10 protein-coding genes are annotated in these 24,805 nt (G+C 48.6%); 1 reads left to right on the top strand and 9 read right to left on the bottom strand.

The features are described 5' to 3' along the window. Nucleotides 1-138 precede the first annotated feature (138 nt). From FS818_RS24715 to FS818_RS24740, 6 genes are all read right to left on the bottom strand, one after another. A complete protein-coding gene (locus tag FS818_RS24715) occupies nucleotides 139-1,809 on the bottom strand; it encodes an extracellular solute-binding protein (protein ID WP_145335649.1) in 1,671 nt (556 codons plus the stop codon). Between the two features lie 155 nt (nucleotides 1,810-1,964). Further along, the gene (locus tag FS818_RS24720) at nucleotides 1,965-3,566 is read right to left on the bottom strand and encodes a response regulator (RefSeq protein WP_145335651.1); all 1,602 of its coding nucleotides are present in this window, start codon (nucleotides 3,564-3,566) and stop codon (nucleotides 1,965-1,967) included. An 11-nt stretch (nucleotides 3,567-3,577) separates the two neighbouring features. Further along, nucleotides 3,578-5,380, bottom strand: a complete 1,803-nt coding sequence (locus FS818_RS24725; RefSeq protein WP_186375589.1) for a sensor histidine kinase — start codon at nucleotides 5,378-5,380, stop codon at nucleotides 3,578-3,580. Nucleotides 5,381-5,462: 82 nt separating this feature from the next. Then, the gene (locus tag FS818_RS24730; protein ID WP_145335655.1) at nucleotides 5,463-6,170 is read right to left on the bottom strand and encodes a DNA alkylation repair protein; all 708 of its coding nucleotides are present in this window, start codon (nucleotides 6,168-6,170) and stop codon (nucleotides 5,463-5,465) included. A 320-nt stretch (nucleotides 6,171-6,490) separates the two neighbouring features. After that, nucleotides 6,491-8,674 (bottom strand): 1,3-beta-galactosyl-N-acetylhexosamine phosphorylase, encoded by a 2,184-nt coding sequence (gene gnpA, locus FS818_RS24735; protein ID WP_397351815.1) that lies wholly within the window; start codon nucleotides 8,672-8,674, stop codon nucleotides 6,491-6,493. After that, nucleotides 8,671-9,699, bottom strand: a complete 1,029-nt coding sequence (locus FS818_RS24740; RefSeq protein ID WP_145335659.1) for a glycoside hydrolase family 88/105 protein — start codon at nucleotides 9,697-9,699, stop codon at nucleotides 8,671-8,673. Before FS818_RS24740 ends, gnpA begins: the two co-directional genes overlap by 4 nt. A gap of 177 nt (nucleotides 9,700-9,876) precedes the next feature. On the opposite strand from FS818_RS24740, the gene FS818_RS24745 reads away from it, so the two are divergent. Beyond that, a complete protein-coding gene (locus tag FS818_RS24745) occupies nucleotides 9,877-10,851 on the top strand; it encodes an AraC family transcriptional regulator (RefSeq protein ID WP_145335661.1) in 975 nt (324 codons plus the stop codon). Nucleotides 10,852-10,959: 108 nt separating this feature from the next. On the opposite strand, the gene FS818_RS24750 is transcribed toward FS818_RS24745, so the two are convergent. The 3 genes from FS818_RS24750 to FS818_RS24760 are packed head-to-tail and all read right to left on the bottom strand — an operon-like array spanning nucleotide 10,960 to nucleotide 24,604. Further along, the gene (locus FS818_RS24750; protein WP_145335663.1) at nucleotides 10,960-18,684 is read right to left on the bottom strand and encodes an S-layer homology domain-containing protein; all 7,725 of its coding nucleotides are present in this window, start codon (nucleotides 18,682-18,684) and stop codon (nucleotides 10,960-10,962) included. A gap of 21 nt (nucleotides 18,685-18,705) precedes the next feature. After that, nucleotides 18,706-23,868 carry a hypothetical protein gene (locus FS818_RS24755; RefSeq protein ID WP_145335665.1) on the bottom strand — a complete coding sequence of 1,721 codons (5,163 nt, stop codon included), beginning with the start codon at nucleotides 23,866-23,868 and terminating at the stop codon, nucleotides 18,706-18,708. Between the two features lie 22 nt (nucleotides 23,869-23,890). Continuing rightward, nucleotides 23,891-24,604 carry a S1 family peptidase gene (locus FS818_RS24760; RefSeq protein ID WP_186375590.1) on the bottom strand — a complete coding sequence of 238 codons (714 nt, stop codon included), beginning with the start codon at nucleotides 24,602-24,604 and terminating at the stop codon, nucleotides 23,891-23,893. Nucleotides 24,605-24,805 lie beyond the last annotated feature (201 nt).

Raw genomic sequence — 24,805 nt, forward strand, 5'->3', positions numbered from 1 at the left:
TACTCGTATTACTCTTCATACTTATCGTGCTACTTGTCATAGTTCTCTTACCGTAGTTATTTTCGCACCGCTTATCGTATTGCTTATTTTGCTTCTTATCGTATAACCTGTCTTACTACTTTCATCTGTTTCTCATGCTTAACCCCACAGGTCTACACGTCTGCGAACCTCTTCGGTCAATGCGTCCTCATAGGCTTTAATATCTGCACTTTCTTTGAGTGTCGCTTGATATTCTTCCCATGCTTGATCGAACTCTGCTGGTGAGGTCATAATCACTTTAGGCAACCATTTGCGCTTTACATCGTCCATCTTCTGTCTGGCAATCGTTTCTGGTTTATTCGGTTCAAAATTGAAGGTGTAGATCGGGAACCATGGTTCATTCTCTTCTGCAGGCTCCAGGAAATCCGTGAATTTGGTGTATCCGTAAGCCTTGAGTACTTTTTTATCAATGTCATTCAATGTAGCAAGGTATTCTTCAGGCTGTTCTTTCGGGTCCATCGCATTTTTACCGTCTGCTGTCATGCCCTCATGGTGTGGGAAATATACCAGCGGGCTTCCAGTGTTGGCGAGTACCCAGTCCGGATCTTTCGAATTGGCACGTTGCTCCTCGTTACGGGAGAATACACCTTTGTCATCCACCTGATAATCTACATCTTTCTGTCCCCACGTTCTCAGAACTTCCGTCTCCGGATCAAGCAGATCATTAATGTATTGAAGCGCTCCTTCAACATCCTTACAACTCTTTGTGATCGCAAGTCCGCCGTTGACGTTCAGAATCGGCTTATGCTGATAACGGCCTTTCACATCTTCGGACAACGTAATGGACAGGGGGACATAGGTTCTTTCATACAGCTTTTGTTTAACGAGAGATGCCTCTGCGTCAAGGAACTGCCATCCCTGATCGACCATGCCCAGTACACGTCCCGTTGAAATTTTGGAAATGTACTGATCGTAGTTGGCTGTGAACGTTTCGTTGTCGACAAGCCCTTTGTTGTACACCTCATTGATCTTTTTAAAATAAGCCTTAGCTTCCGGAATCGTATTGTAGTTTTTCGCTGTTAACGTAGCTTTGTCGATAATAGCGGCACCTTCGTTCGGGTAACCTGCCAGGAACAACGGCGGATTCTCCAGTGCGAAGTAACGCCAGTCGTATGAAATGATCTCGAATCCGATGGTCGGCTGACCGTTAATCGTTGGATTCGCTGCTTTGTACTTTTCGATCAAGTCGAAATATTGATCCAGCGTTTTGATCGTTGGGTAGTTCGCCCATTCCAGCACCGCTTTTTGAATCCAGAACGCTTCTCCATCATGGGATACTTTCATGGACTCACCCTGTAAATTTCCGAATTGCGGAATGAAATAGATGTGGCCATCCGTTGAATTTTTCATTTTCTTCCAATTGTCACCGAGATAGTTTTTGATATTCGGGTATTTATCGATATAGTCCTCAAGCGGCACTAAAGCACCGGCAGATACTAACTGCTGTGTACCATCACTGCCATCAATGAAATCCGGATATTCGCCACCTGCAATCATAACCCCGATCCGTTCTTTGGCGGTCTGGCCAGTGAGCCAGTCCATCGTAACGCGTACACCTGTCTTTTCCTCAATAGCCTTCATTACGCGGTTATCATCAGGTGCGAGCTTGCCTGGTACAGCAAAAAATGCGGAAAATTGCTTCAGTTCCTTGCCGTCTGCCGTCTTCTCTTCCGTCTTGGATGACCCCGGCGAACAACCGGCGAGCACAACCGTAAACATTAACGTTAGTAGAACGAGTTGCCTTAATCTTTTTCTGACATCCTTTTTCATCATGACCCCTCCAGCGAAGTATGTTGAGAGACACTCTTTAGAAAGCGCTTTCCAAAGGTTGATTTAAAATTATCATTGTTACCTGTCCTGCTCAACGGGACAAATTATAGACCTCATCCCAATAATTCCAGATATGCAAAAAATCCTGCTCCCCCTCAAGGCGTGCAGGATGATGAATCCGAAGATTGAATCGTTTGTGCCCTTTTTCGATACTGGGCAGGCGTCTCTCCCTTGATTTTCTCAAACCGGTTAATGAAATAATCGGAGTCCCGATATCCTACCTTCGTTGCGATCTCATAGACTCTATAATCCGTTCTGCGCAACAATCGAATGGCCTCGTCAATACGAACCTGATTCAGGTAATCACTGAAACTCACGCCATAATGCTTTTTGAAAATCTGTCCCAGATAGGCACTGTTCATGAAAAAATGCTCTCCGAGCAGCTTCAGGCTAATATTTTCCATATAGTGCTCATGAATGTAAGCCTCGACTCGCGCCAGTACACCCATCGCATTCCACTTCTGACGCTCTTTCAGCTTCTCCGCACATATGTACGAAAAGTAACACAGATTCTCGATATTCTCTTCCATGGACAGCATGGCATAATTTTCCTGTAAAAATGTGGACTGCATCCATTCCTCATCTGAATTCAGATCCGTATCTTCCCTGTTGACCAGTCCGAGCAACGTGTACGCCAAATAATGAAGATGAATGCCCACGATGCCCGGCTCGATGCGCTGCTCCAGAAAAAATTGAAAAACGGCCTGTGCATGGCCACGTATATCTTCGATCCGCTGCTCCTCAATCGCTTGAATGAGTCCATCGAAGAGCTGTTTTTCCCGACCGGCAGGCTGATTGGTGAACACACTTGTGTCCATATGTTCAAAATAATAAATCGGCCCGTACGCACTAAAGAAACGTAAACTTTTAATCTTACCGCAAGAATAATAGGACTCGTGCAGTTCCTCCAGCCTGTCCACTTCCTTGCCCACATAGATGGCTATGGCTGCACCCTGTATCTGACTTAGCTCTGTATACAGCCTTGTGACGTATTGTTCCAGTGATGATGCTTCACGCTTCAGCAACAGGTCAGTCACAACATGCAGCACCCGATTTTTCTCACCTGTAAAAGATTTCAGGACATAGCCTGCATGATTCCGATTCATATGGGCTTCCACGAGCAGACTACCATCGGTTTGTAGCTGCTCCCGCTCCGTTTCCGTTTCAATCATCAAGCATCGATACTTCATTACGTCCCCGTAAGCGGCCTGGATGCTGGCGAGTGTGTCCTCATCGGCCGTTCCAAGCAAAATCGATTGCACCTGTTGAGCCATCACGATCTGTTCCTGTTTTTCCTGATGCCGCTTTTCTTCCGTTCTTTCCATGAAAGCCTTGCTAAAGGCCTCAAGCACTTGCAGCAGCTCGTCCTTCACAATCGGTTTAAGAATATAATCGTTCACCTGATACTTGATCGCTTGTTTGGCGTACTCAAACTCATAGAACCCGCTAAGTAACACCATCTTCATCTCGCCGCCGTATTGTTCATAGATGATTTTGGCAAGCTGCATGCCATCCATTTCCGGCATTTTAATGTCGGATATGACGAGATCAGGCTTCATTGTACGGATGCATTCGAGTGCCTGTACCCCATTGGAAGCCTGACCACAAACTTGAAATCCAAGCGCGTTCCAATCGATCAGCAGAAGCAGTCCTTGGCGAATAAACGGCTCATCGTCCACAATCAGCACGTTGATCATATCCTCGCTCCTTATCCCTGAGATGCTTGTACAAGCGGAATTTGGATACGAATCGTAGTCCCCTTGTACCTTTCACTGTCAATGCTTACTTGCACACGTTCATCGAAATACATCCGAAGTCGAATATATGCATTCATCACTCCGATGCTACTCAATTCGCTAAGCCGTTCCAGACTTGGATCAAGCAGCATCGTTCGGATGAGTTCCAGTTTGTCCTTCTCCATGCCAACTCCGGTATCTTGGATCATCATATGCAGCTGGTCATTATCCTTCTGGAATCTGACTTCCACGACACCATCATTCAAGCCACCTTCAATACCATGGATGCAAGCATTTTCGACAAACGTTAATACGGTCAGCTTCGGAATCTTCATCTCCAGAATATCCGCATCGGTAACGTCAATAACGAACTGTAACTTCTCGCCAAACCGATATTGCTGGATGACCAGATAACTCTCGACAAAACGAATCTCATCTTGAATGGTAACGAGATCATTGCCCCAGTTAATCGTTTGCCGGAGCAGCAGCGCCAGCTTCTGAATGATATCAGAGGTCTCATGTTCATCCTTGATCAGACTCCGCATGCGAATGGTCTCAAGCGTGTTAAACATAAAGTGTGGATTGACCTGGCTCTGCAGTGCCTTTAATTCGGCCTGCTTCTTGGAGAGTTCAAGCGCCTGCCGTTCGACCTGCCCTTTAAATACAATCTCGATCAGATTCCTGATTTTGATGACCATCGTATTGTAACTATGGGTTAAGCTGCCGATCTCATCCTTGCCCGCAGGTTCTGTAATCACTTCGAATTTTTCCTGTTTAACTTGATCCAGATGCGTTGCAATTCGGCCCAACCTGTGAATGAGGGATCTGGAGATCAGCCAGATGAGCAGTGTCGGCACGAGCAGATTAACAATGATGAGCAGCAGCAGATTAAATCTGGAATCCACGATCTCGGTCAGAAAATCCAGTCTCTCTCCGCGCACGATAATCTGCCAATTTTCCGATACGACAGGAATCGATTCGGTGGATTGACCCCCATCTTTCGGCATGGCGGACATCAGATGGAACGGCTTCCGTGCCTGATTCAGCTGGGCATCATTGGAGAAAATAATCCGGTCATCCGAAACGATGTAGATTTTGCCGCCAGCACCCTCATTTTTAAACGATTTGTTAATGAAGGCGTAGTCGAGGTCTACCTTCAATACCTTCTCCACCTGTTGTTTTCCGAAATAATTGAGTTTGCGTATAAGGCTGACCTTACGGCCGCCTTGACTTTGCGACATCTCGGCCTGCTGCTTGTCAAAATAGGAGTAAATCATCATCTGGTCGTCTGTGTTCATCAATGCCTGATACCATTCACTTTTTCTTATGTCATCATTCAGCTTGATAAAGTTACCGCCATTCACAAACGTATCGTTATCTACATAAAACGTCACCTGATTCACTTGCTGGTAACTGTAATAATACCGAACCAGATTGTTGCCGCTCAGCATATCATAATATGCAAAATAATAATCTTCCTGATTGTTGTATTTGGATTCCATAAACCGATTTAGCGTTGCATCCGTGTATAAAAAATTGGATACGTACAGGCTGTTGTCCAGGCTGTTCCGCAGATTAAAGCGAATCCGCTGCTGCATTTCGTTGATCCGGCTCTGTTCTTTGGCTTCAATCTGTCCCTTGATGCTCTGATAAAATACGGCATTGGTCGCCAGCACCGGTACCAGCACACAAAAAATAAACATTATGTATAACTTCGTTCTTAAACTCCAATCATCCAGCAACTGAATACGCTTACACTTTAACTTGCGTTTCATGTCCGTTGTTGTCTCCCCCACCCGTGTCATCCATTAACACCATTATAACGAGCCATGGTGATAATGGAATACACGTTTCGGACTAACATCTTACATATTTGCGTTTGAAACCTAGCTGATTGCGGTCCAGCGCCTTTTGAATATTGCCCAGAGCACTGATCTGCTTGCTTTTCGGCTTGTCCAGACCTACTTCAAGCGGGCCAACCCTTTTGGCCGTTTCCACCGCTAGCTCATGCAACGGAACGTACGACATGGCGACCGTATAGATAAACAGATTCATGGCTATTTTTGCACGTTCAGGCGCACGGTGTATCGTTTGTTCTACCTGCTCAAGCATTTGTCTAAGTTTACTTTCCTCAAATTCGGTATCCTTACGGCTACCTAGAAGCCAGCAGTAACAACTCCATCCGCCGGACATTCGCAGCTCTTCTCCGCTCGCAATCCAAGTGTCTGCAACCTCCTGGGCAATATCTGTCTCCGCTAAAGTTACGGCAACGATATAATCGGACACCATGTAGAAATACGCCGCATCCATCCAGCGATCAAAATCGGCGTGGGTCATCGCTTTCGGGTCAGCTATAACACCTGCAAAGTACATGGCATCATAGTTGCCTGTTGCATACAATTGCTCTGCGAGCGGCTGATTTTTCTTGATCTGCTTCGCCATCGGTTTCATCGCCCCCGTCGCAACTCCAAACACGGGTTCATGCGCACCATTAGAGAGATATATTTTTTTCGTGCGTTCTTTGCCCAGAGCCTCAAGCTCTTGCATAACCTCGTTTACATTCATGTGAGTAGCTCCTTTGGAAGGATTAAGTGTACACGGACACTCCGATGACATCTGTGTAAACTGAATCCGTTTAGTCTCATAGTAATTAAAGTCAACTTGCGCTATACATAGCTTCAAGTTTTGACATAACTTTTTATTAGTCTAGCACATGAGGCCGTGTATCCATACATGTAACGTATGGCATCATAATAAATTTGTTTGCGCCACAAAAAGCCCAAGGCTTATAGCGTATGTGCTACAGGTCATGAGCTTTTTTTGTGTCAAAACTAATCGTTTTCAAGGTCGATTCAAGGACAGTACAATATGGAGAGTAGCCGATGTTACACCGATGTCTGCGCCCCAATTCGAGTAATGACGGTATCGAATGGAGCGATATGCAGCGTCTGCCTCCCATGCTCCGTGTCAATCGTCGTCGTCTGCGCCTGATCACTGTTGTTGATCACAACCAGCTTGCCGCTCTCGGGATAATACGCACACTCCGTATACACATTATCCGTAATATACTTGGTATGATGTTGTTCATTACCGGCGAAGCGGATCAGATTCAGCAACAGTCTGGCATTTGCCCAATTAAACTCAAACGAAGACAGATAGATTCCTTTTCCTTTGCCAAAAGCATGTACAGACAGCGCAATGTCCCCTTCCGTTTCCAGCACCACCTCGGCCGTTCCATCGGTCAGATAACGTTGCGGCTTGCCCTTCACTGTCGCCCCTTCTGGCACAAGCTCATGCCGATCCTGCGCATCATAGGCCCACTTTCCATGCACTACACGCGCACCTGTGTCCTCATCCACCCCAAGCACATGAGCCATTCGGAAAAAGGTATCATAACCTTCCACCGCCGACGGCTGGTTGATGCCAATGAATGCGCCTCCTTCGTGCACCCAACGGGTGAGCTGATCCACACATGCCGTGTCATGCCAGTGCTCGCCACCGCTCCATGCCGAACCTGCTCTGCCAGCGTTGATAACCACATCCACCTCGTTCAGCACACCTTGGCGAATATCTTCAAAATCGATAAACCGTACATCTACTGGCAATCCAGATAACGCCTCATTCACATGAATCAGATCATGCATATACGTCTCATGGAAATGCCCCGACAACGTCCAGGATCTCAATTGCCCCCAGCTATGGAGCACCGCCACACGCGTCTGAAGCCGCGCAGGTTTGCCTGCCTGGTGCAACGCTTTGATCTCCCTGAACTCATCCGCGACCTTCTCGATATATTCCACAAAATCAGGATAAGGCTCTACCAAATGCAGATATCCGCCCAGCCCGATTCGGTCAATCTTCTCACGCAGGAGCGCGCGCCGAATGTTAATCCAGTAGTTTTTGGCATCAAGCGTTGGGTTTCCGCCCTCCTGAAAGGTAGGTAATCCACCTAACCCAACGGGAAACAGATAGGGATGAAGGCGAATTTCATGTGTTTCAGCCTTGACGCCTGAACACATTCTGGCCTCATAGCCAGAGAACACACATTTGATCATGCCATCGAAGCCAAACTCTTCAAAGCGGTCGTTGTAAGGCTCCATGCCTACCCAGCTATCATCATAGAATACGTAAGCCAGCTTGCCATGGCGATGCACGATATCAATCAATTTTCTGCCAAAATCAATGACAAAATCATTGATAAATGCCATCCAGTCCAGCTTTCGTTGTCCCGCAGGCATATGGCTGACCTGGTACTTTCCACCATTCACAAAGTCCTCTGCCGTGAGTGCATAGCCATATTTTTCAGCAAATAAATCAAGCCCTCTTGAACTCACCGTGAAATCGTAGGAACCCCAATCCGAGAACAGATGGCGGTTGCGCTCATCACTGCCCCAAATCCAGGCAAAATTATAGAAAAGCGACGTGAAACGAACAACCGTTGTTTCGGGGTGAGCAAGACACCATTTTTCCATCCAATCCAATAGATACGTTTGTGTATCCACATACATGGGATCGATCTGCATCAGGTGTTCTTTGTCCCAGTTGTTCGTTGTGTGATTATACATAGAGATCTCTTCCCAGATGCGATAGACCATGAAACTTACCGTGTATTTGTGCCAAGGGGTAATGCCGGTAATGACTACGTTCCCGGATTCCCTTTCGTAATTCCACTGCGTTCTCGGTACTTCCTGTCCGGTCGTTCGGTCGTACACCTGCCAATATGTCAACGCTTCCTTCGAATCGTTCACCTTGAATTGTTCGGCAAAAAAGTCCTCCATCAGGTAGATGGAGATATAATCCTGCACGGCTACCTTCGGCTGGGTAATCAGAAAACATTGCTGGAGCTTATCCTGGTTCCTTGATGCCCACTCATTATGATCCCGAATGATGCAGATCGTCGAATAAATGCCGTATCCGGCCTGTATGATCTCACCCGACAGCTTTGTCCCGTCACTGTCCCTTATGACATCAGCTCCCCACCGTTCAGCCAGCTCCAGCGTCAGTGCTTCATAACCGGATTCTCCTGGTAACGTGAAAGAGCCTTTGGTTGATTTCGGCAATATGTTCACTCTCCTTGTCGCAACATATCCGACAGAAATGCCAGTGCCAGTCCCTGACCCCAGCCTTGGATCCAATCTTTCGGAATGTTACGGTACCCATCGCGATCCTTCATCACAGCTGTGCCGCCGGAGACCCCGAGTACACGTCCATCCTCGCTGATGTGGTTCAAAATACCTCTGAGCGCCTTTTGCACATATTTCGTATGCAAGGGGTTGCCATTATTAATCATGGCCGCTGCAATACCGCACGATGCTGAAACTTCCTCATACGATTCCGCATCATCCAGCACGGTGCGCCACAAGCCATCCTCCGTCTGCAGCAACTTGAGAGCCGCAAGTTGATCACGCAAGGAACATTCAACGTCCATACATTGCGGATACAAGTACCACTCTTTGAGTTGCGGTTTGACCTGTGACATCGTATAGGCTCCCCATGCATTCGCCCTTCCCCAGTAAAAGCCGGACATGTGATCCTTGTTCACGTTGTTATAACCGTGATACCACAGGCCGGTGCTCGGATCTTGCAAGTATTTGATATGCCAGTAATACTGATTCAGCGCATCCTGAATCATCGCTTCGTCCTTCAGCTTGCTACCCACTCGGAGCAGGAAAAAAGCCGCCATAAACAGCGTATCTGCCCAGGCCTGTTCAGGAAAATCATTCGCTGTTGATACCGTATGCTGTAACACCCGATCTCCAAAGCGGAGCGCATGATTTTGCATATAATCCACTTTGCTCATGACGGTATCCCAATACTTCTGATCGCCTGTCTCTTCGTATAACGTGATCAGCACATGTCCCATCGCACATGTATTCACCGTCCAGCTTGGCAAGCCGAGCTCTATATATTCATCCGCCCACTTCACCAGCCTGTCCAAAATCTCCTGATCACCTGTCGTTTGGTAAGCTCTCGATACTCCGTAATAGGCTACGCCGCAGGGCCAATCCCACGTTAAATCCATATCCAGTGTTTTTCTCGTTACGTTCTGAATGACGTTTAAAATTTGTTCACGGTCGTATTTCACTTGCAGCATTGAAATTCCCCTCTCCTGCGCACACTCCTCAAATTGAGTTTAAGAAGTGACCGTCCTGTGATGTAAACGCTTTACTTATTTCATTGTAAGCAGTAAAATAGTTTGCATCTAAGCATATTCGTAACAAAACTGCGCAATTTCGATCATTTATAATCCGACGAAAAGGAGCAGCCGGACATGCCCAAACCGAAAAAACCTGTCATTGAATACCGCCATTACAGCCTGCCCATAGACTTTCCTGTGCTGCTGCTCAGCGGGGAGCGCTGGAAAATCTCTGATATGAAGAGTGAGCACCTTCATTTCCATAATCATATGGAGATTGGCATCTGTTACTCCGATGGAGGTGTAATGGAGATCAAGGGAGAGAACGTGCCTTTCCGGGCCGGAGATGTTACCTTCCTGCCTCGTTACCTGCCCCATACGACATACAGTTCACCTAATACCGCAAGCAGGTGGGCCTACCTCTTTTTTTCGCCGGAGGAACTGTTCCAGCACTCCCTAAAAACACCTCAGAGTCACATGGAGCCCAATCTCCGGGCTATTCAACCAAGCCGTTGTGTATTACATAAAGATCAATATCCGAAGGTGTATATGCTGGCGACATCGATTGTGGAGGAAATACAGCGGCAAACCCCGTTCTATCGAGAAAGTGCGTATGGATTGTTAATGTCGCTGTATATTGAGTTACTACGCATTCATGCCATCGATGAGAACGACCTTAGCCGTGAGCAGAAGCTGGAGCGAGAACAGATGCGGGAAACGGAAAGGCAGAGCCGTCAGCCTGATCTGGTTATATCCCCTGCTCTGGAACATATCACGAGGAATTATATGATGCCGGTGACGATTGACGAGCTTGCAGATCTGTGTCATCTGAGCACCACCCATTTTCGCCGCAAGTTCCATGAGATTATGGGTACGACCCCTCTTGATTTTCTAAACAGTACACGCGTAGAGGAGGCTTGCAAACGATTAAAAAGTACCGATGCCTCTGTGCTCTCGATTTCCGAGCAAGTCGGTTTCAGGTCCATTTCCAGCTTCAACCGTTGCTTCGCCAGATTAATGGGTGAGTCCCCGAAGGCTTGGCGCACCGGTGCTCACATGGAAGCACAATCAGCCAAAGCATCTATTTTGGCATTCACAGGCTGGGTCTAAGCTACATAAAAAAATCCCGAAAGTCATTGAAGACTTCCGGGATTTTTTAATTTGTTCTTATGACTGTTGCACTGCTGTATTGTTGCTGTTTCTTGTTGCCGCCATTACTTACAGCAAGTCCAGTTCTACAAGCAATCTGCGGACAAGTATTGCCATCTCGGCACGTGTTACCGGAGTCTTCGGCTCAAGCTTTGTTGCCGACTTGCCTTGAATGAGTCCAAGTTTCACTGCTTGTGCGGCGCTCTCTTTGGCCCATCCAGACAGGCTGGATACATCCGTGTACCCTTCAAGGGAGCTTTCAGCACTGCTTGCAGCTGGTGCTGGATGTCCCGCCAATCCGTAAGCACGAATCAACATCACCATAACTTGTTCACGTGTCATCACATCTTTTGCACCAAACTGGTTACCGCTATAACCTGTCATCAGGCCATAAGTTGTCGCCGTTTGCACGACATCGTTGTACCAGTCCTTCGCAGTAACGTCTGTGAATGAAGCTACATCATCTTGAGATGTATCCGCACCAGGCTTCAGTCCCAGTGCTCTTACCATCAGTGCTGCAAGCTCGGCACGGGTCATGCTGCGTGCCGGTTCGAAACTAACAGCGGATACCCCGTTCACCACCAGACGTGATGCCAGGTCATTTACCGCTTCTGCTGCCCAGTGATTTTTCATATCACGGAACGAAGTTTCATAATGAACAGGCAGATACACACTGTTAGTCATACTGCTTGCGATTGCAATGATACGTCCATCTCTAGCTTCAAAACGTGTTGGCACATGACGCAGACTGCCGTCCGCTTCAAGTACAGTAACTGTAGAAACCGAACGCTCATCCTCACCTTGAGGCAAATTCAGTTCTTTCGTTGTCATACTCAAAAGTTTGTTGATTTCCACGGTTTTGCTTCCGTCACTTGCCATCATATCGAAGGCTACGGGCGTTCCCCGCGGAACAATGCGCCCTTCCTTCGCCAGCTTGGCAGCCTGCTGTTCATAGATAGATTCCGGTTTGCCCACATTCATACTAACTTTGATATTCTCTGCTTTCTGTCTAGGGAACGATGCTTCCAGTGCTTTCACATCGAGTGCCTTCCAGTCCAGTCGATAACTTCCCCAATCGCTCTCCAGGTCCATCGCAATATCTTTGGCGGCGAGCTGTTTAATCAGGTCTGCATCAAGATCAAAACGCAGCTTCTCCATCTGACCCGTTACATGCAGACGAATCCGCTGATCTTGCTTGGCGGCCTCCAGTAATGCTTCCCTAACAGGATGAGCGATAACCGTCGGACCATTAGTTCCTGGGGTAACATCTACCAGTAATAGGCCTTCTTGCTTCACCCCATTCAGTTCCAGCGGAGCCTTGAGGTCACGGCCTGCGGTTGTACTGTCGATTGCTATACCACCCACGGTCAATGGGCCAAAAGGTATATTGGATGCAGGTGGTTTACTATTCCCTGTTGGCGTTGTAACATCTGCATCTGCCGAGATTCGTTCATTGACTTTCACAGCTGCAGAAGCTGCTGTTACCAGCTTAGGCTCTTTGACTGTACGTTTGGCGACGACAACCCATTCGCCTGGTTTGGCTTTGATGATTTTATCGGCAGGCAATGTGTTCCACCCGCTGATATCCTGCTCAAACGTAGGCAGCATCACCTGTGCCTGACTCGTGAAGATGCGATACGCCAGTTCACTGCCAGCCATGTTTCCTTGGTGTCCGGCTGCGCTGATCGCCACACGGGTCTCTCCTTTTTTGCCAGTGCCGATCGTTGAGGCTTTAATCGTATCCATGTAATCTGGTGGTGCCGTTCCCGCCTTCGGTGCCTCGACGGAAACCACATCCATGGTGCTCAGCTCGGTACCCTGCCAGTTATAATCGGCCTGGATCAACGAAGCACCGACACGTTTACCCGTGAGCATACCGTTCTGTTCCAAGGATGCATTGGCTTCCCCATTAACGATGCTGTACGTCATTTTACTGTTGTCCGCAAGCTCGCTTGTGCCGTCTGTGTACTCCACATAGGTCTGAACCGGCGCCTGTTCTCCGCCTGCAACAAGTCCTTCAGGCATCACCATTTTCAATCTGCGCGGCAGCTTGAAATCTCCGTTCAGCACTTCCACGACGGCTGCGTTGACATTGCCAGCAGCATCCTCCGTTTTGATCCGTAAACGGGTCTTCAAACGACTGCTGTCCAATGGAACTTCATGTTTGAAATCTCCGTTATCATCAGGCTTGAACTGTGCCAAAGTTTTGTCATTATCCGCGTCTGTTACAGTAATCCGGGCATCCGTCATGGTCGTACCTTGCACGAGGACAACGCCGCCCTGTGCACGCCCACCTTGCGAAGGTGAATCCAGATAGATCATTGGAGCCGTAGTATCCACGGTGATATATAACATCGTTACCGATGTGTCTCCCGTACTCGTATTTCTCGCTTTGAGCTGAACAGCATACACCCCGTCCACTGCAAAGTTAAATTTCACCTTGTCCGCAGTGCTCAGGTTATACGTTCCCAGCACACCATCATCCGTGGAAGCCTCTACAACGACGTTAGGTTGATTGGACTCTACGCTCACGGTTACTTCGTTCGAACCGGCCACCACTTCTGCTTGGTTATTTACCACTTGCTTATTGTTTAATGAGAGCACAGGTCCTGTCGGAACGGGAAGCCGTTTCCCATCACTGTAAGTTGTCGTCGACAGACGCATGTTGCCTTGGTCATCCGAGGCAGGTTTACGCGCAACGGTAACACCCAAGCGATACGTTTTGCCCGGCTCCAGTCCAGAATGGCGAACTTCCTTATCTTCTGTCCCATTCGTACCATCATCTTCCATCACAATCGTACCGTCTGCATTGCGCAGCACCTTGCCATCCGTACCCAGCTTAGGGGTACCCAGTGCATTCCAGCCACCGACAGTCACATGATATTTGCCATCCTTCAGCGAAGCTTCCAAGTCGGATTCGCTGTAACCTTCCTCACCAAACGGATCGTACAGTTGTCCTTGCTCATCTGATGCAGTCACGATATATGTGAACTCGTCGGCTTCTTCCGCAGCGGTTTTGGCGATTGCCGGAAAGGCAATCTCGAACATGCCGTTACCGATGCTTCTGGTTTCCACAGATGGCACGGCCACTGGAGCTAACGGATCTAAGAGTGTGTAAGCCTCTTCTGAGGATAAAACAGAGAATGCCATGTCCGTCTTAAGCTCGGTTCGCAAATAATATTTTCCTTGTTGCAGCAAGCCGCGAAGATCGGCTCCGCCCAAATAAGCGATTTGCTTCACGTCAAAAGCCATCTCACCGGAAGCACGACCATCTGCATCAATGTCCGCACTCTCGATTTCAATGCCTTTGGCGATCATAATGCCTGGATCAACCTTCTCATCCGGTGTTACTGTTGCTTGCAAACGGTCAGAGGACAGATACAGATCCACGGTATCCCCTGCTGAAGCATTATCAACCGTCCAGCGTGCGGTGAATTGATCCGCATCTTGCGGATCCAGTTCCAGAGCCGTTGAACTCAGTTCCGGGAGTACCGGAATGTTCATCAGCTTGGATTTGACGGACTGACTGGAGGTTAGCGTCCAACTACCTGTTTTTGCATCCTCTTGAGGGATCGCAATATAAACGCGGCGCACGTCCGTGCTTTGCTGTTCTTCTTTCTTGGTTACGGTTGTGCCATCACCCTTCAAGTCGCCCTCTTTCGGCGCTTTGATGATCTGCTCAAATGCGGTTGCATTTTTGTCTGTTGCTTCCCCGAATACGATGTTGTACGTACTTCCATCAGTCCGTTTCAGGGTCAGTGTTGGTCTGGTCGTAGTGAAATACTCCACTTCCAGCAACGCGTCCCCCGTTACTCCAGTCATCGGAATGACATGGGTCTTGCCTCCATTGGACGTACGAATACCGCCAATGCCGAGGTTTTGAGAGCTATCTTCTATCATGTCGATGCCATCTTCAACAGCAGTATATTGAATCTCGTAACGCTCCAGCTCTTCATTTTCCCATGAGGTTGCCAATGTCTTGATGCCTGTACCGATCTGTAACAGACGAGGCCCCTGCTCCGGATCATTAATCGCCAGATGTGCCAGTGCTTCGTTGTCCAAAGCCGAGCCATCGGTCATAAACGAGATCCCGCCGCCCCAATAATACTTGATGCCCAGCGTCAGGAATAACAGCGAGATGCCTGCCCACAACTGGTCATTGTTGGCTCCGGCCCGGACGCCAAATCCCATGCCGCCAACAACCGGCACTGAACGTGGCACCTGTATTTTGGAGCTGACCATGCCTTCAAAATCAATGCGCCCTTTTTCCAGGTTCTCACCGATAAACAGGCTGGCACTGCCCACAATAATATCCCAGCCGCCGACATCAATCTGCGCACGGGCACGAATAAACATCGGACTCGCCCACTGCGTCTGGATCAGTGCTTCGGTCAACATCGGAATGACTTTGCTACCTTCACCAAAGCCCAGTTTGCCGACCACTTTGAAACCTGTTGCTTTCAGAGTCAGGTCCACGCTACCCGAGAAAACGGCCGGCTTCTGGCCGATTTCCATGTCAATGCCTGCTTCAAGGGTGAGTGGCAAACGCTCCGTCCCGCCAGCGATGGTCATCGCAAGTTCACGAACCGCTCCGCGCAAACTCGAGATTTTCGTAGCTGGATTAATACGAATGCCCGGATCAGGAAGGTCTGATCCAAATGCAATGACGTCAGGAATAATCCGTCCATCCGGAACACGCTTGAAGGCAAGCTCTGCGCTGATCGAGAACAGGTTCTCCAGCTTGGCTTCAAAGTTAACCCCGTATGAGTTCATGACACCATATTTGTTCGGGTCTTTATAATGCGTAACATCGATTCCGCCTTTGATGCTGTCCTCAGAGCCTGGCTTGAACAAACCAATGCTGTTATCCAGCTGGAACTTCAATGCGGATTCAATGCCCACAAACCCGGATTTGTTGAACATGACGTTTTTCACTTCACCATCCACGATAAACATTTTTATCGCACCGCCAAAAGAGACCCCATCCTGTCTCAAAATGAAATCATTCAGCTTCAGGCCAAACCCGTTCAGGGAGAAGGATGGCGTGGTGAACAACGTATGTTTATTAAAGTACACATACGATACGAGCAGCGTCCGATAAGGGTTAAGCGCATCTCCAATCATGCCGTTCGCCCATGTCAGCGTGCCGTTCAAGGTAGGGTCTTCAGGGTTACGCCCCTCTTCCCATGCCTGCTCTTCATCACTCAGCTTCGATTCCGTTCCAAGCGACTTGTCAAATCCGTTATAGAAATCGACGGTCCATTCGCCGGAATGAAAAACAAATCCGCTGTTGGCCACACTTAACGTACCATCCCCACCTACGAAGAGTGCTTGCAAGAACGGCGTGTCCGTATTCGCTCTCAGCCGATCGGCAAGCGGGAACTTCCCGGTGGAGATTGTCAGGTCTTTACCTTTGTAGGCAACACTTTGGTTAAGAATTGCTGGTTCAGTGTCCGATTGAACAGTGTATTGAGCGTTAGCCCCCGTACCGGACTGCACGATTTTACCACGCACTTCCAGCACGACTTCCTGCTCCGCATCTTCGTCTAGTCCATTTTTGAACGTTTCGAACGCTTTCTCATCCTCAAACGTTTCCACTGCATATACCGGTGATCCTGATGCATCCAATGCTCCGGCGATATCCAGCGCAGGATCAAGCTTGCGTGAAGCAGAAACCATTTCCTGTTTTGCAGCCACAAAACGTGCCCGGTCCTGATCCAGTTTCGTTTTGAACTGTGCATCGGTAAGATTTCCGTACGTCCATGGCAGTACATCTGCGAATGCCCCTTTGTCACGGGCTGCTGCATTCAAATCCAGCTTGGTTTTGTATACAGCCAGAATGCCTGCCTGACGAACACGATTCTCTTCATTGTCTGTTACAGCAAAGGTCTGACTTGTTGTAAAGCTGAGTGCCTCCGCCAGCTCGGGAATCGTTTTGTCCTTGTAGTCGAGCTGCACAGCATATTCCCCAAGTGGCAGAACCGAATTATTGAGTACTTCCAGGGTTGTACCATCCGGCTTCACCTTTTCTCCACCGCGGTAGATCAGCTTGATATCTCCGGCAAATCCATTACCTAGGGGCTGGGTTGTCACGGAGCGGGTCACCGGAACCTTGTAACGATCTCCGTTCTTCATGTTTACCAGATACATATCAAAATTAGCTGCGGTTGATGTCGCTGCGTTACCGACATTGTATGCCGCAATGTTGGACACATTCAGCGTGATATATTTCTCATCTTTGCTGAACGTTTCCTCCGGTGACAAAGCGTACACCAGCGTTTTGCGAAGTTCGCCAACGGGCGGCAGGAAAATAAAACCGGCTCTCGACGATTCATAGATCGCACGAATCTCCGATTCAGGGAGCTGCTTGCTCTCACTGATCGTTGTCTCCAGCTTTTTCTCCGTTTCCGGACTGCTCACAGTTACCATGTATTGACGTGTGGAGGGCCAGGCTTTGCCTGTACCCTTGACCCGCCACTTGGCTGCAACCACTTCGCCCGGTTTATATGGAATAAATTCCACACCTTGCGCAGCTTGCTCCGGCGGAACGTCTTTGCGGAACGTGAGCTTCTGGCTTCGTGTGTTCAGTTCCTTGCCATCCTCATCCACAAAGTTCAAACCGTTCTCCAGGGTCAACGTAACATCAATCTGGCTATGGTTCATGCTGAACATTTCCAGATTCTCGATCTCGGTGTTAACTTCAAACACACCTTCACGCACGTAACCTGTCTCATCCTCGTTGGTCTCCAGCTTCTGAGTTGGATCAAGGAATCGTACGTCGAAAACCTTCTCCGGCGATACAATCTCACCCAAGCCATATACAAGCTCATACGTATACTGACCGCCAGCTTGTACTGCATCCGGCTCCCAATAATAAGCTACGGCCGTATCTGCTGTGCCATATTTATTCGTATCCTGGGTATAATCCAGATTTTCGTCCGGTTCGTAATCCCATTTCGTGCCTGCGAGATTAGCCCAGTGTCCAACGACCATCTCGTCAACAATGTTGATACCGCCCTCAAACAAGTTGTTAAAACCGTAGGCAATCACATTTGTTGCAGAGGGATTCCCCGCCTCCAGCTTGTCCCGCATAACCCAGTATGCTGGCAATTTGTGCAGGTTGTAGGCTTGCTCGTCCACGTTTTTGTCATAACCAAGCTTCTCCGGCTCATGAACCAGCTTGCGCTCCACTGTCAGCGGAACCGAGTAGTTCTGTCCAATCTGGAAGGCAGGCCCATCATTGCCACCAACGGACGTATCCAGCAATACACGCGAGCCGATGTCTACTTTGGCATTCGTTGTATTTTCAACAACGTACTGGACGCGAGCATTACCGCCTTGATCCTTGTCTTCTTTCAGTAGCAAAGTAATGATCTGGCTGATCCGAATTCCTTGAATGGTCCACACGGTAACGACGCTTTGGGTACCATCATTTCCCGTAACAACCTTCGGAGGGGTTACCTCCGAGGTCCAGTTCGGTGCCATTTTATAGGGATTACCGAAGATCAAGTCAACTCCGTTAATCTTAAATGTAGTAAATGAAGTCTCCGGGTTATCTCCACCAAAGATCATGTCTACTCCATTGTCCTTCTTACGGATAGGCTGACCGTCCTCCGTACGAATGCTGAAACGGCCGCTTGCATTATCCACGGTTACTTTAATGAATCCGTTCTTGATTGATGTCGTTCCCGCTGCAGAAACCGCAGCGGCAGCAATATGGAGCGGCAACACGCTGATCAGCATTACTGCAGCCATCATCGCCGCGATCATCCGTATGATGTTTTTCCGTCGCATGGGTGAACCCCTTCCGTTTCTCTAATTGGCCCGGTTAACGAGCAGTGTGGAGTAGACGCGTTCGCGCTCTGAATTTTGCACCACGATGGTATACCATCCGGCTTTGGGCAGTGTTACTTTGAAGTCCTTGCTTACTAGTTCCTTGTACGTTACTTTGGTCGCAATGTACTTCAGCTGTCCTTCCCGCACCAGTCCAGGGAAATAATACACGTCGTACGTCCCGAGTTCATTCTCCAGCTTGGTTCCGCCTACGGAGCCAACCGAGCGGAAGTTACTTACATTAAACGTAATGACACCTGTATTTACAATCGCTGTTTCAGATTCGGTATCCGACAACGGCAGACCATTTGCCGTAACAAACATACCGTCACTTGAACGAACAAATACCGTTTGCAGAGCATAACTTACGTTGCCAAGCTGATCCTTGGCAGTGTAACGCAGGGTGTGTTTTCCCGTAACGGTCAGGTTTAGCGGTTTGTCCACGTATTGTCCGCCCTCCAGCACATACTCGGAGGCGGTCACCTGAATGTTCTCTGCAGACGATAGATTGTCACTCACCACGTAACCGCCCAGATCTGCTGCCAGGTCAAAGTTCGGTTTGTTTTGAAGCAGCGTTGTGGAAGTTTTGTTCAATCGAATCGTTGGCGCCGTGTTATCCAGACCCTCTATCGTAAAATTGACTTGTCTCTTGTTGCCGAGCAAATCCGAGAGCAGGATCGAATGTTCACCATTGGTTGCATACTCGGCGCTGAAACTCGATACCGGTGTTGCACCTGCATAGATAACATTGCCCTCAACCGCCGAAGCTGGCATCACCAGACCTACACGTACCTTGCCTTTGGAATAAGCCTGATCCCCAATCCGCACAAGCTTGCTGCCATCGATAACTTGTCCGTCGTTATCTATACGAACCATCGTGACTTCATCTACAGCAGGAATAGAACCGACCAGTGTAGAGATGGCTTCAGATTCGATCTTGGCACTATTCCCGGCGGCATCTGCCAGTGAGAAGCGTGCTTTGCTGCCCGAAGTCATCACGATTGAAGATTGATTCGTGCCCGCGCTGTTCGAGACTACCTGATAGTCCGGAACCTGTCCTGCCTTCGGCAGAACTTGAGCCACGATCAGATTCGATGCAATCACATTGCTTGATGTTGGTGCTGCAAAATGAGTAAATTCTCCGTTTGCGTTATAACCATCCCCTGCACTGTCCACCACAGCCGTACCGCTCCCGTATCGAATCAGCGCTTTGAGGTCTGGATGATTGTAGTGCAGCGTAATATCCGCTTCTGGCGGTGTTGTATCAATATTGCTCACTGTAGCTGTCACACTTCCGGTAAAACCGACTGCATCTTCGTACTCAAACGTAAATTCTCCGTTTTCTTTGAAATTTTTGTACGATGTGGGCAGATTGGTGATTCGGATCGGTTCGCTGGATTTCAGACTGACTTTAACGGTTCCGTTCGTCGCAGCAATGGTGGAATATTTCACGTTTACCACTGGCGGCGTATCATCAAAGTTGGAAACGACAATAAATACAGTTGCCGTATTGCTGCCATCCTTGACGGTAAAGGAATAGCTTCCGTTCCGATAAATCTTGAAACGTTTGTTGGTTTCCAGTGTCTCCGGCATTTCCGGGTTACTGCCTGTTGGCTTCACCGTCTTGCCATCCACCAGATCAAATACGATCTCCTGACCTTCGTTCTGTCCGCCATCCTGAACCTTTTCTCCGCCGCGAATCGGCGTGATCTGCTCCAGGGAAGCAAGTGCATAAGCCGGTGCATTCTGGATTTGAATTTCAGGGGTTACAATCTCACTGATATTGTCGTAGAAGCCCTTGAACTTCACACGAACCTTGGACTTGAGTTGTCCCGGGTCTTCGGTGTCAACCGGAACTCCCACATAGTTTGTATAAGGTAGCCAGGTACTCCAGTTGTCTCCGCCATTGGTAGAAACCGAGTAGAAATATCCTTCCTGTGCCGGAACATCCACCGTTAATTCCATAATTGCTGTATACCCGTCGTCTCCCGGTCCTTCGGTCCGGATCAAACGCGCACTGCCTACAGGCGGCTCACTGCTTAAATAAAAGACGGAGAATACACCGGTGGTATGGAACATTTTGCTGTTCCCCAAACTGTCGCTGGCATGTACATACAGACGATAGTTGCCGTTGTCTTTTTTATTGTCCGCCTGAAGGGTAATCAGGTGGTCGGCGGGTGATGTACTCCATCCTTTTCCATCCGGGTCGGGTTCCTGCTCTTCTTGTCCCTCGACCACCTTGATCCATCGGTAACGAATGTTCTTCGCGGCAACACCGGCAAAGTCAACCAGTGTATCCGACACATCGATCTGCACGGATTGCTCCGGCATCGGATACAAGTAACCTTGAGAGCCAAATTTCACATTCGGAGGCAAATGATCAAACTTGTATTCCTGATAGTAGTAATAAAACCGGCCTGTATCCTGCTGTTTGATGCGTACATGGGCGTACCATGTGCCATTCAGCGTTTTGTCGGCAGGGAAGCTGTATTTTTCGGCAGCTACGTCGCCCAGCTTTGTTTCTTTCGGTGCGTCTTCAAAAGCAGTCCATTTGCTGTTGCCCGCAGGGCGCTCGGAGCTTTGTGTGTACTGGTATTCAATCGTCTCGATTGGAACACCCGCTACCGTAAATTCGGGTCCGTCATTGATCGCATACGTGCCCGGGTAAGCTTTGAATTTGGTGGAGATGACGAGCACATCCACCGCTTTCGGTTCAGCCGTTGCTGAATGACCCGCGACATCCTGTGCTTTGACATGTAGCTCATAACGGCCGCCTTTGGTTATAGCCGGATCTTTCAATGTCGAAATCTCCGCCTCGCCTGCCGCATTAAGTGTGGCATCCTGCCAGCCGGAAGCAGCTACATTTTTTCCCTCCGCAACAAACTGGTACTGAACCTTATCGTTCTTGATGGAAGATGTCGGATCAACAGCCTTAACGGTAATCTTCACGTTGTCCGAGTTGTTGTCCACCACATTGCCGATTTCTACGTTCGGGTCATCGTTATCGATCTTAAGAAGACCTACATGATAAGACCAATTCGAATCATCCTGCATGTAATCGGAAAGCGGCCATTGCGCTACATTGCCGTAATCGGAGAGATTAGGCAGTATATTTTGACGATAATATTCTTCCAGCTCCGCAGGTGTCGCATCAGGATGCTGTGCAAGAAAGGCTGTGCGTTCCGTGCTTCCTTTGTCGTATTGCATCCGTTGACGAGCCGAATCCCAAGTCATGTCTGCCGTCCATGTATGCAAGTACCAGTTCCCGTTCAGGGGTGTGCCGTTATTCGGCAGTTCGACTTTGGTACCGTTCTGGCCCGCTGACAGTGTCACGCCTTCATATCCTGAAGAGTACAGTTCGTCCGATGGCTGCTTCTGTGCGAGCGAGTATCGTTTCACGGCTGCAAAGTGATCATTTTTCCCTGCAAAAGGATCAGCCTGGCTCTGATTCAACACGTAGTATACTAGTCCTGAACCGTTGCCTGGGCGGAACAAACCTTTGCTCGGCTGGCCGTTCAAATCGGGATCAAACGCCTGAATGGTAAATGAACCATCCCCCACGTACTGACCTTCGGGAATAACTTCTCCATCCTGATTTTCGTAAACAAAATTCACTTCAGGTGCCGTATTGTCCACAGACAGATCCGCCCAAGCGATCTTCTTGACCGGTTCAACGAGCACGTTACCAGCGTAATCTGTTAGTGCCTTCCCGTCTCCAGGATTGCTGGCATGCTCCAGTGCAGCCGTCTCCAGCAGCGATGTTTCAATACTTTTTCCATCTGGCACAGTCATGCGGAATGTCCATTTATTGGTGTTCTGACCACTGACATAGGCCGCTGTCAATCCGTTGGCGAATTTGAGTCTGGTATCCTCGGTTGGATTAAACGCACTGATGACCTGCTCGTTGAGATATACAGTAAAATCAACAACATCGCCTTTGTTCAGTACAAGACCTGTCAGCACCTCCGGCTGTACGCCGTTGCGAGCTCCTGAATACTGGGGTACGCGTGCGTCGATAATTGTTCGGAATGTACCGCCGGGCTGTGCGTTGTCCGCAAAGGGAATCGTCCCGATTCCGTTAAAGGCTGCAACCGGATTGCCCGCCCCATCGACGAAACCGGCCGCATTCATGCGCTCCAGAAAAGTTGGACGATCTGGCTCCGATGGTGAGCTCAGACGTTTTGGATCAATCGGAATATTCCCTGTACTGTCATTCATTGCTGCCTGATAACGGAAATTAAAAGTGGATCGAGCTTGAGTGTTCCGATCCAATCCACCTAAAGCAAAATCACCATAGCCATTGTCTGCACTTGTCAGATAGTAAGTAGAAGGTTCAAATCCGTCTCCACCCGGATTGCTGAACAGTTCGGTTCGCATGAAGCTAAATTTGCCATCAACTCGCTCCGAAGCATTCTCTGCGTCCCAAGGGAATACAGGCTCACTAAAATTCAGCGCCAGATTTATGAAACTACCCTGCTTCAGGAACAATTCATTCTTCTGCACAGCCGGATCGGCATTGAACCGAACCGCCCCGTTATGTGTGAATGTGTTGCCACTATATGTAGGCGGTGTGATGTCCGCGAAATAAAGCTCGATGTCGCTTGCGCCGTTCATCATACCAAAAATATAAATTTCAAGCGTATCGTTGGAGTCGAAAGCAATCCACGACGAATTAGCTGTACTTTCGTGGCTGTATTGACGAAACTTCTCCTTGCCGTTTACTTTGACCAAGGTTGTGACTCCACCTAATAAATAATCAATTGATCCAATTTTCAGAAGCATTCTGGCCTGTCCACCTTCGGCCAGTCGCCGTAGTGTGGGATTGTTAGCTACAGAGATCGTTGCATCAATTCCACCGAATGAATTTACTCTCATGTGGCCTGCACTGAATGCTGTTAGATTAGTTTTCTCTACCGATGTTCCCGGCGCCCCCCCAGCAAAGATACCAAAGCTGTTCGCATCCGAATTTTTAATCTTGTTGTTCCAGGAGGACATATCTTTCTGATTTATGATTTTTCCGCCACCGTTTGGTATCCAAATATCCTGATAGCCTGCTGCTGCGGAAACCGTGCCCATCTGTGGCCAACTGACCGATGTCAGCGTAAGTAGCACGGCTAGCAAGCAAATTCCTAACTTTTTGAACATGCAGAGATTCCCCTTTTCCCCGTTATGTATTCGATTTCTTCAAAAGCTTGCGTATATCTTCTACCGTCACGCAGATATGGATGCCATTCATGGTGCGAAATGAGCCGGAGATTAGTCCGATGACACGCCCCTCCTCGTTCAGCAATGGGCCTCCCGACATGCCCGGTGATACTTGCGCGGAAGTCAACAGGCGAATGACATCGTTCACCTCAGCCGTCGGAGCATTAACGATGCCCTCTGTGATGATCTTGCCATCCTTAAGCGGATAACCAATCGCAAACGACCGCTCCCCGTGTCTCGCGGAAGGTTTGTCATCAGACAAAGCAAGTACCGGACGTTTTGCAGTATCTTTTACAGACAGGAGCGCCACATCGGTATCTTCGTCAGCACCAAGAACCCTGAGTTTCTGCACAGAGCCATCTTCGAACACCGCCTCATACGAAACCGCATCCTTCACAACATGTGCGGCTGTGAGTGCTTGCCCGTTCCCGATCAGGAAACCGCTGCCCACGGTCTTAAGTGTGCCGTCCTTTCGATACGCTTTCAGATAGAAAACCGCTTGGGCTGCCGAGGAATAGACCTTTTCGGCTCCAAAAAGCGCCTTGGTTTGCGTACTCCCTTCTGCATGAGCAATCGAAGGTTCTCTATACCCGCTCACACTCACAATCATGAGCAGCAAGACCGTTACCCCAACCATTAAGTTCCGAAAAAACCACATTGTGATTTTCCTCTCCATGCTCACCACTCCATAAGTCCATAGTTGCGTAAAGATAGGTCTTTTGATGCTTCTATTAAGTTCTTTCGACATATCACGCACCCGAATTATACAAGATTACAATAAACAAAAAATAAACAAAGAAAATTGTCGAAATTCAATTGCACCCCCTGGGGATATCCGCTACAATGCCGATAGAATACTAGAGATGATTGGTAATCT

This window comes from Paenibacillus xylanexedens, assembly GCF_007680605.1.
GTDB lineage: Bacteria > Bacillota > Bacilli > Paenibacillales > Paenibacillaceae > Paenibacillus > Paenibacillus xylanexedens_B.

What these genes read in the sequence shown, in the direction of transcription:
- FS818_RS24715 (WP_145335649.1), bottom strand. Translation starts at nt 1,809, where the DNA reads ATGAAAAAGGATGTCAGAAAAAGATTAAGGCAACTCGTTCTACTAACG.
- FS818_RS24720 (WP_145335651.1), bottom strand. Translation starts at nt 3,566, where the DNA reads ATGATCAACGTGCTGATTGTGGACGATGAGCCGTTTATTCGCCAAGGA.
- FS818_RS24725 (WP_186375589.1), bottom strand. Translation starts at nt 5,380, where the DNA reads ATGAAACGCAAGTTAAAGTGTAAGCGTATTCAGTTGCTGGATGATTGG.
- FS818_RS24730 (WP_145335655.1), bottom strand. Translation starts at nt 6,170, where the DNA reads ATGAATGTAAACGAGGTTATGCAAGAGCTTGAGGCTCTGGGCAAAGAA.
- FS818_RS24740 (WP_145335659.1), bottom strand. Translation starts at nt 9,699, where the DNA reads ATGCTGCAAGTGAAATACGACCGTGAACAAATTTTAAACGTCATTCAG.
- FS818_RS24745 (WP_145335661.1), top strand. Translation starts at nt 9,877, where the DNA reads ATGCCCAAACCGAAAAAACCTGTCATTGAATACCGCCATTACAGCCTG.
- FS818_RS24750 (WP_145335663.1), bottom strand. Translation starts at nt 18,684, where the DNA reads ATGCGACGGAAAAACATCATACGGATGATCGCGGCGATGATGGCTGCA.
- FS818_RS24755 (WP_145335665.1), bottom strand. Translation starts at nt 23,868, where the DNA reads ATGTTCAAAAAGTTAGGAATTTGCTTGCTAGCCGTGCTACTTACGCTG.
- FS818_RS24760 (WP_186375590.1), bottom strand. Translation starts at nt 24,604, where the DNA reads ATGGAGAGGAAAATCACAATGTGGTTTTTTCGGAACTTAATGGTTGGG.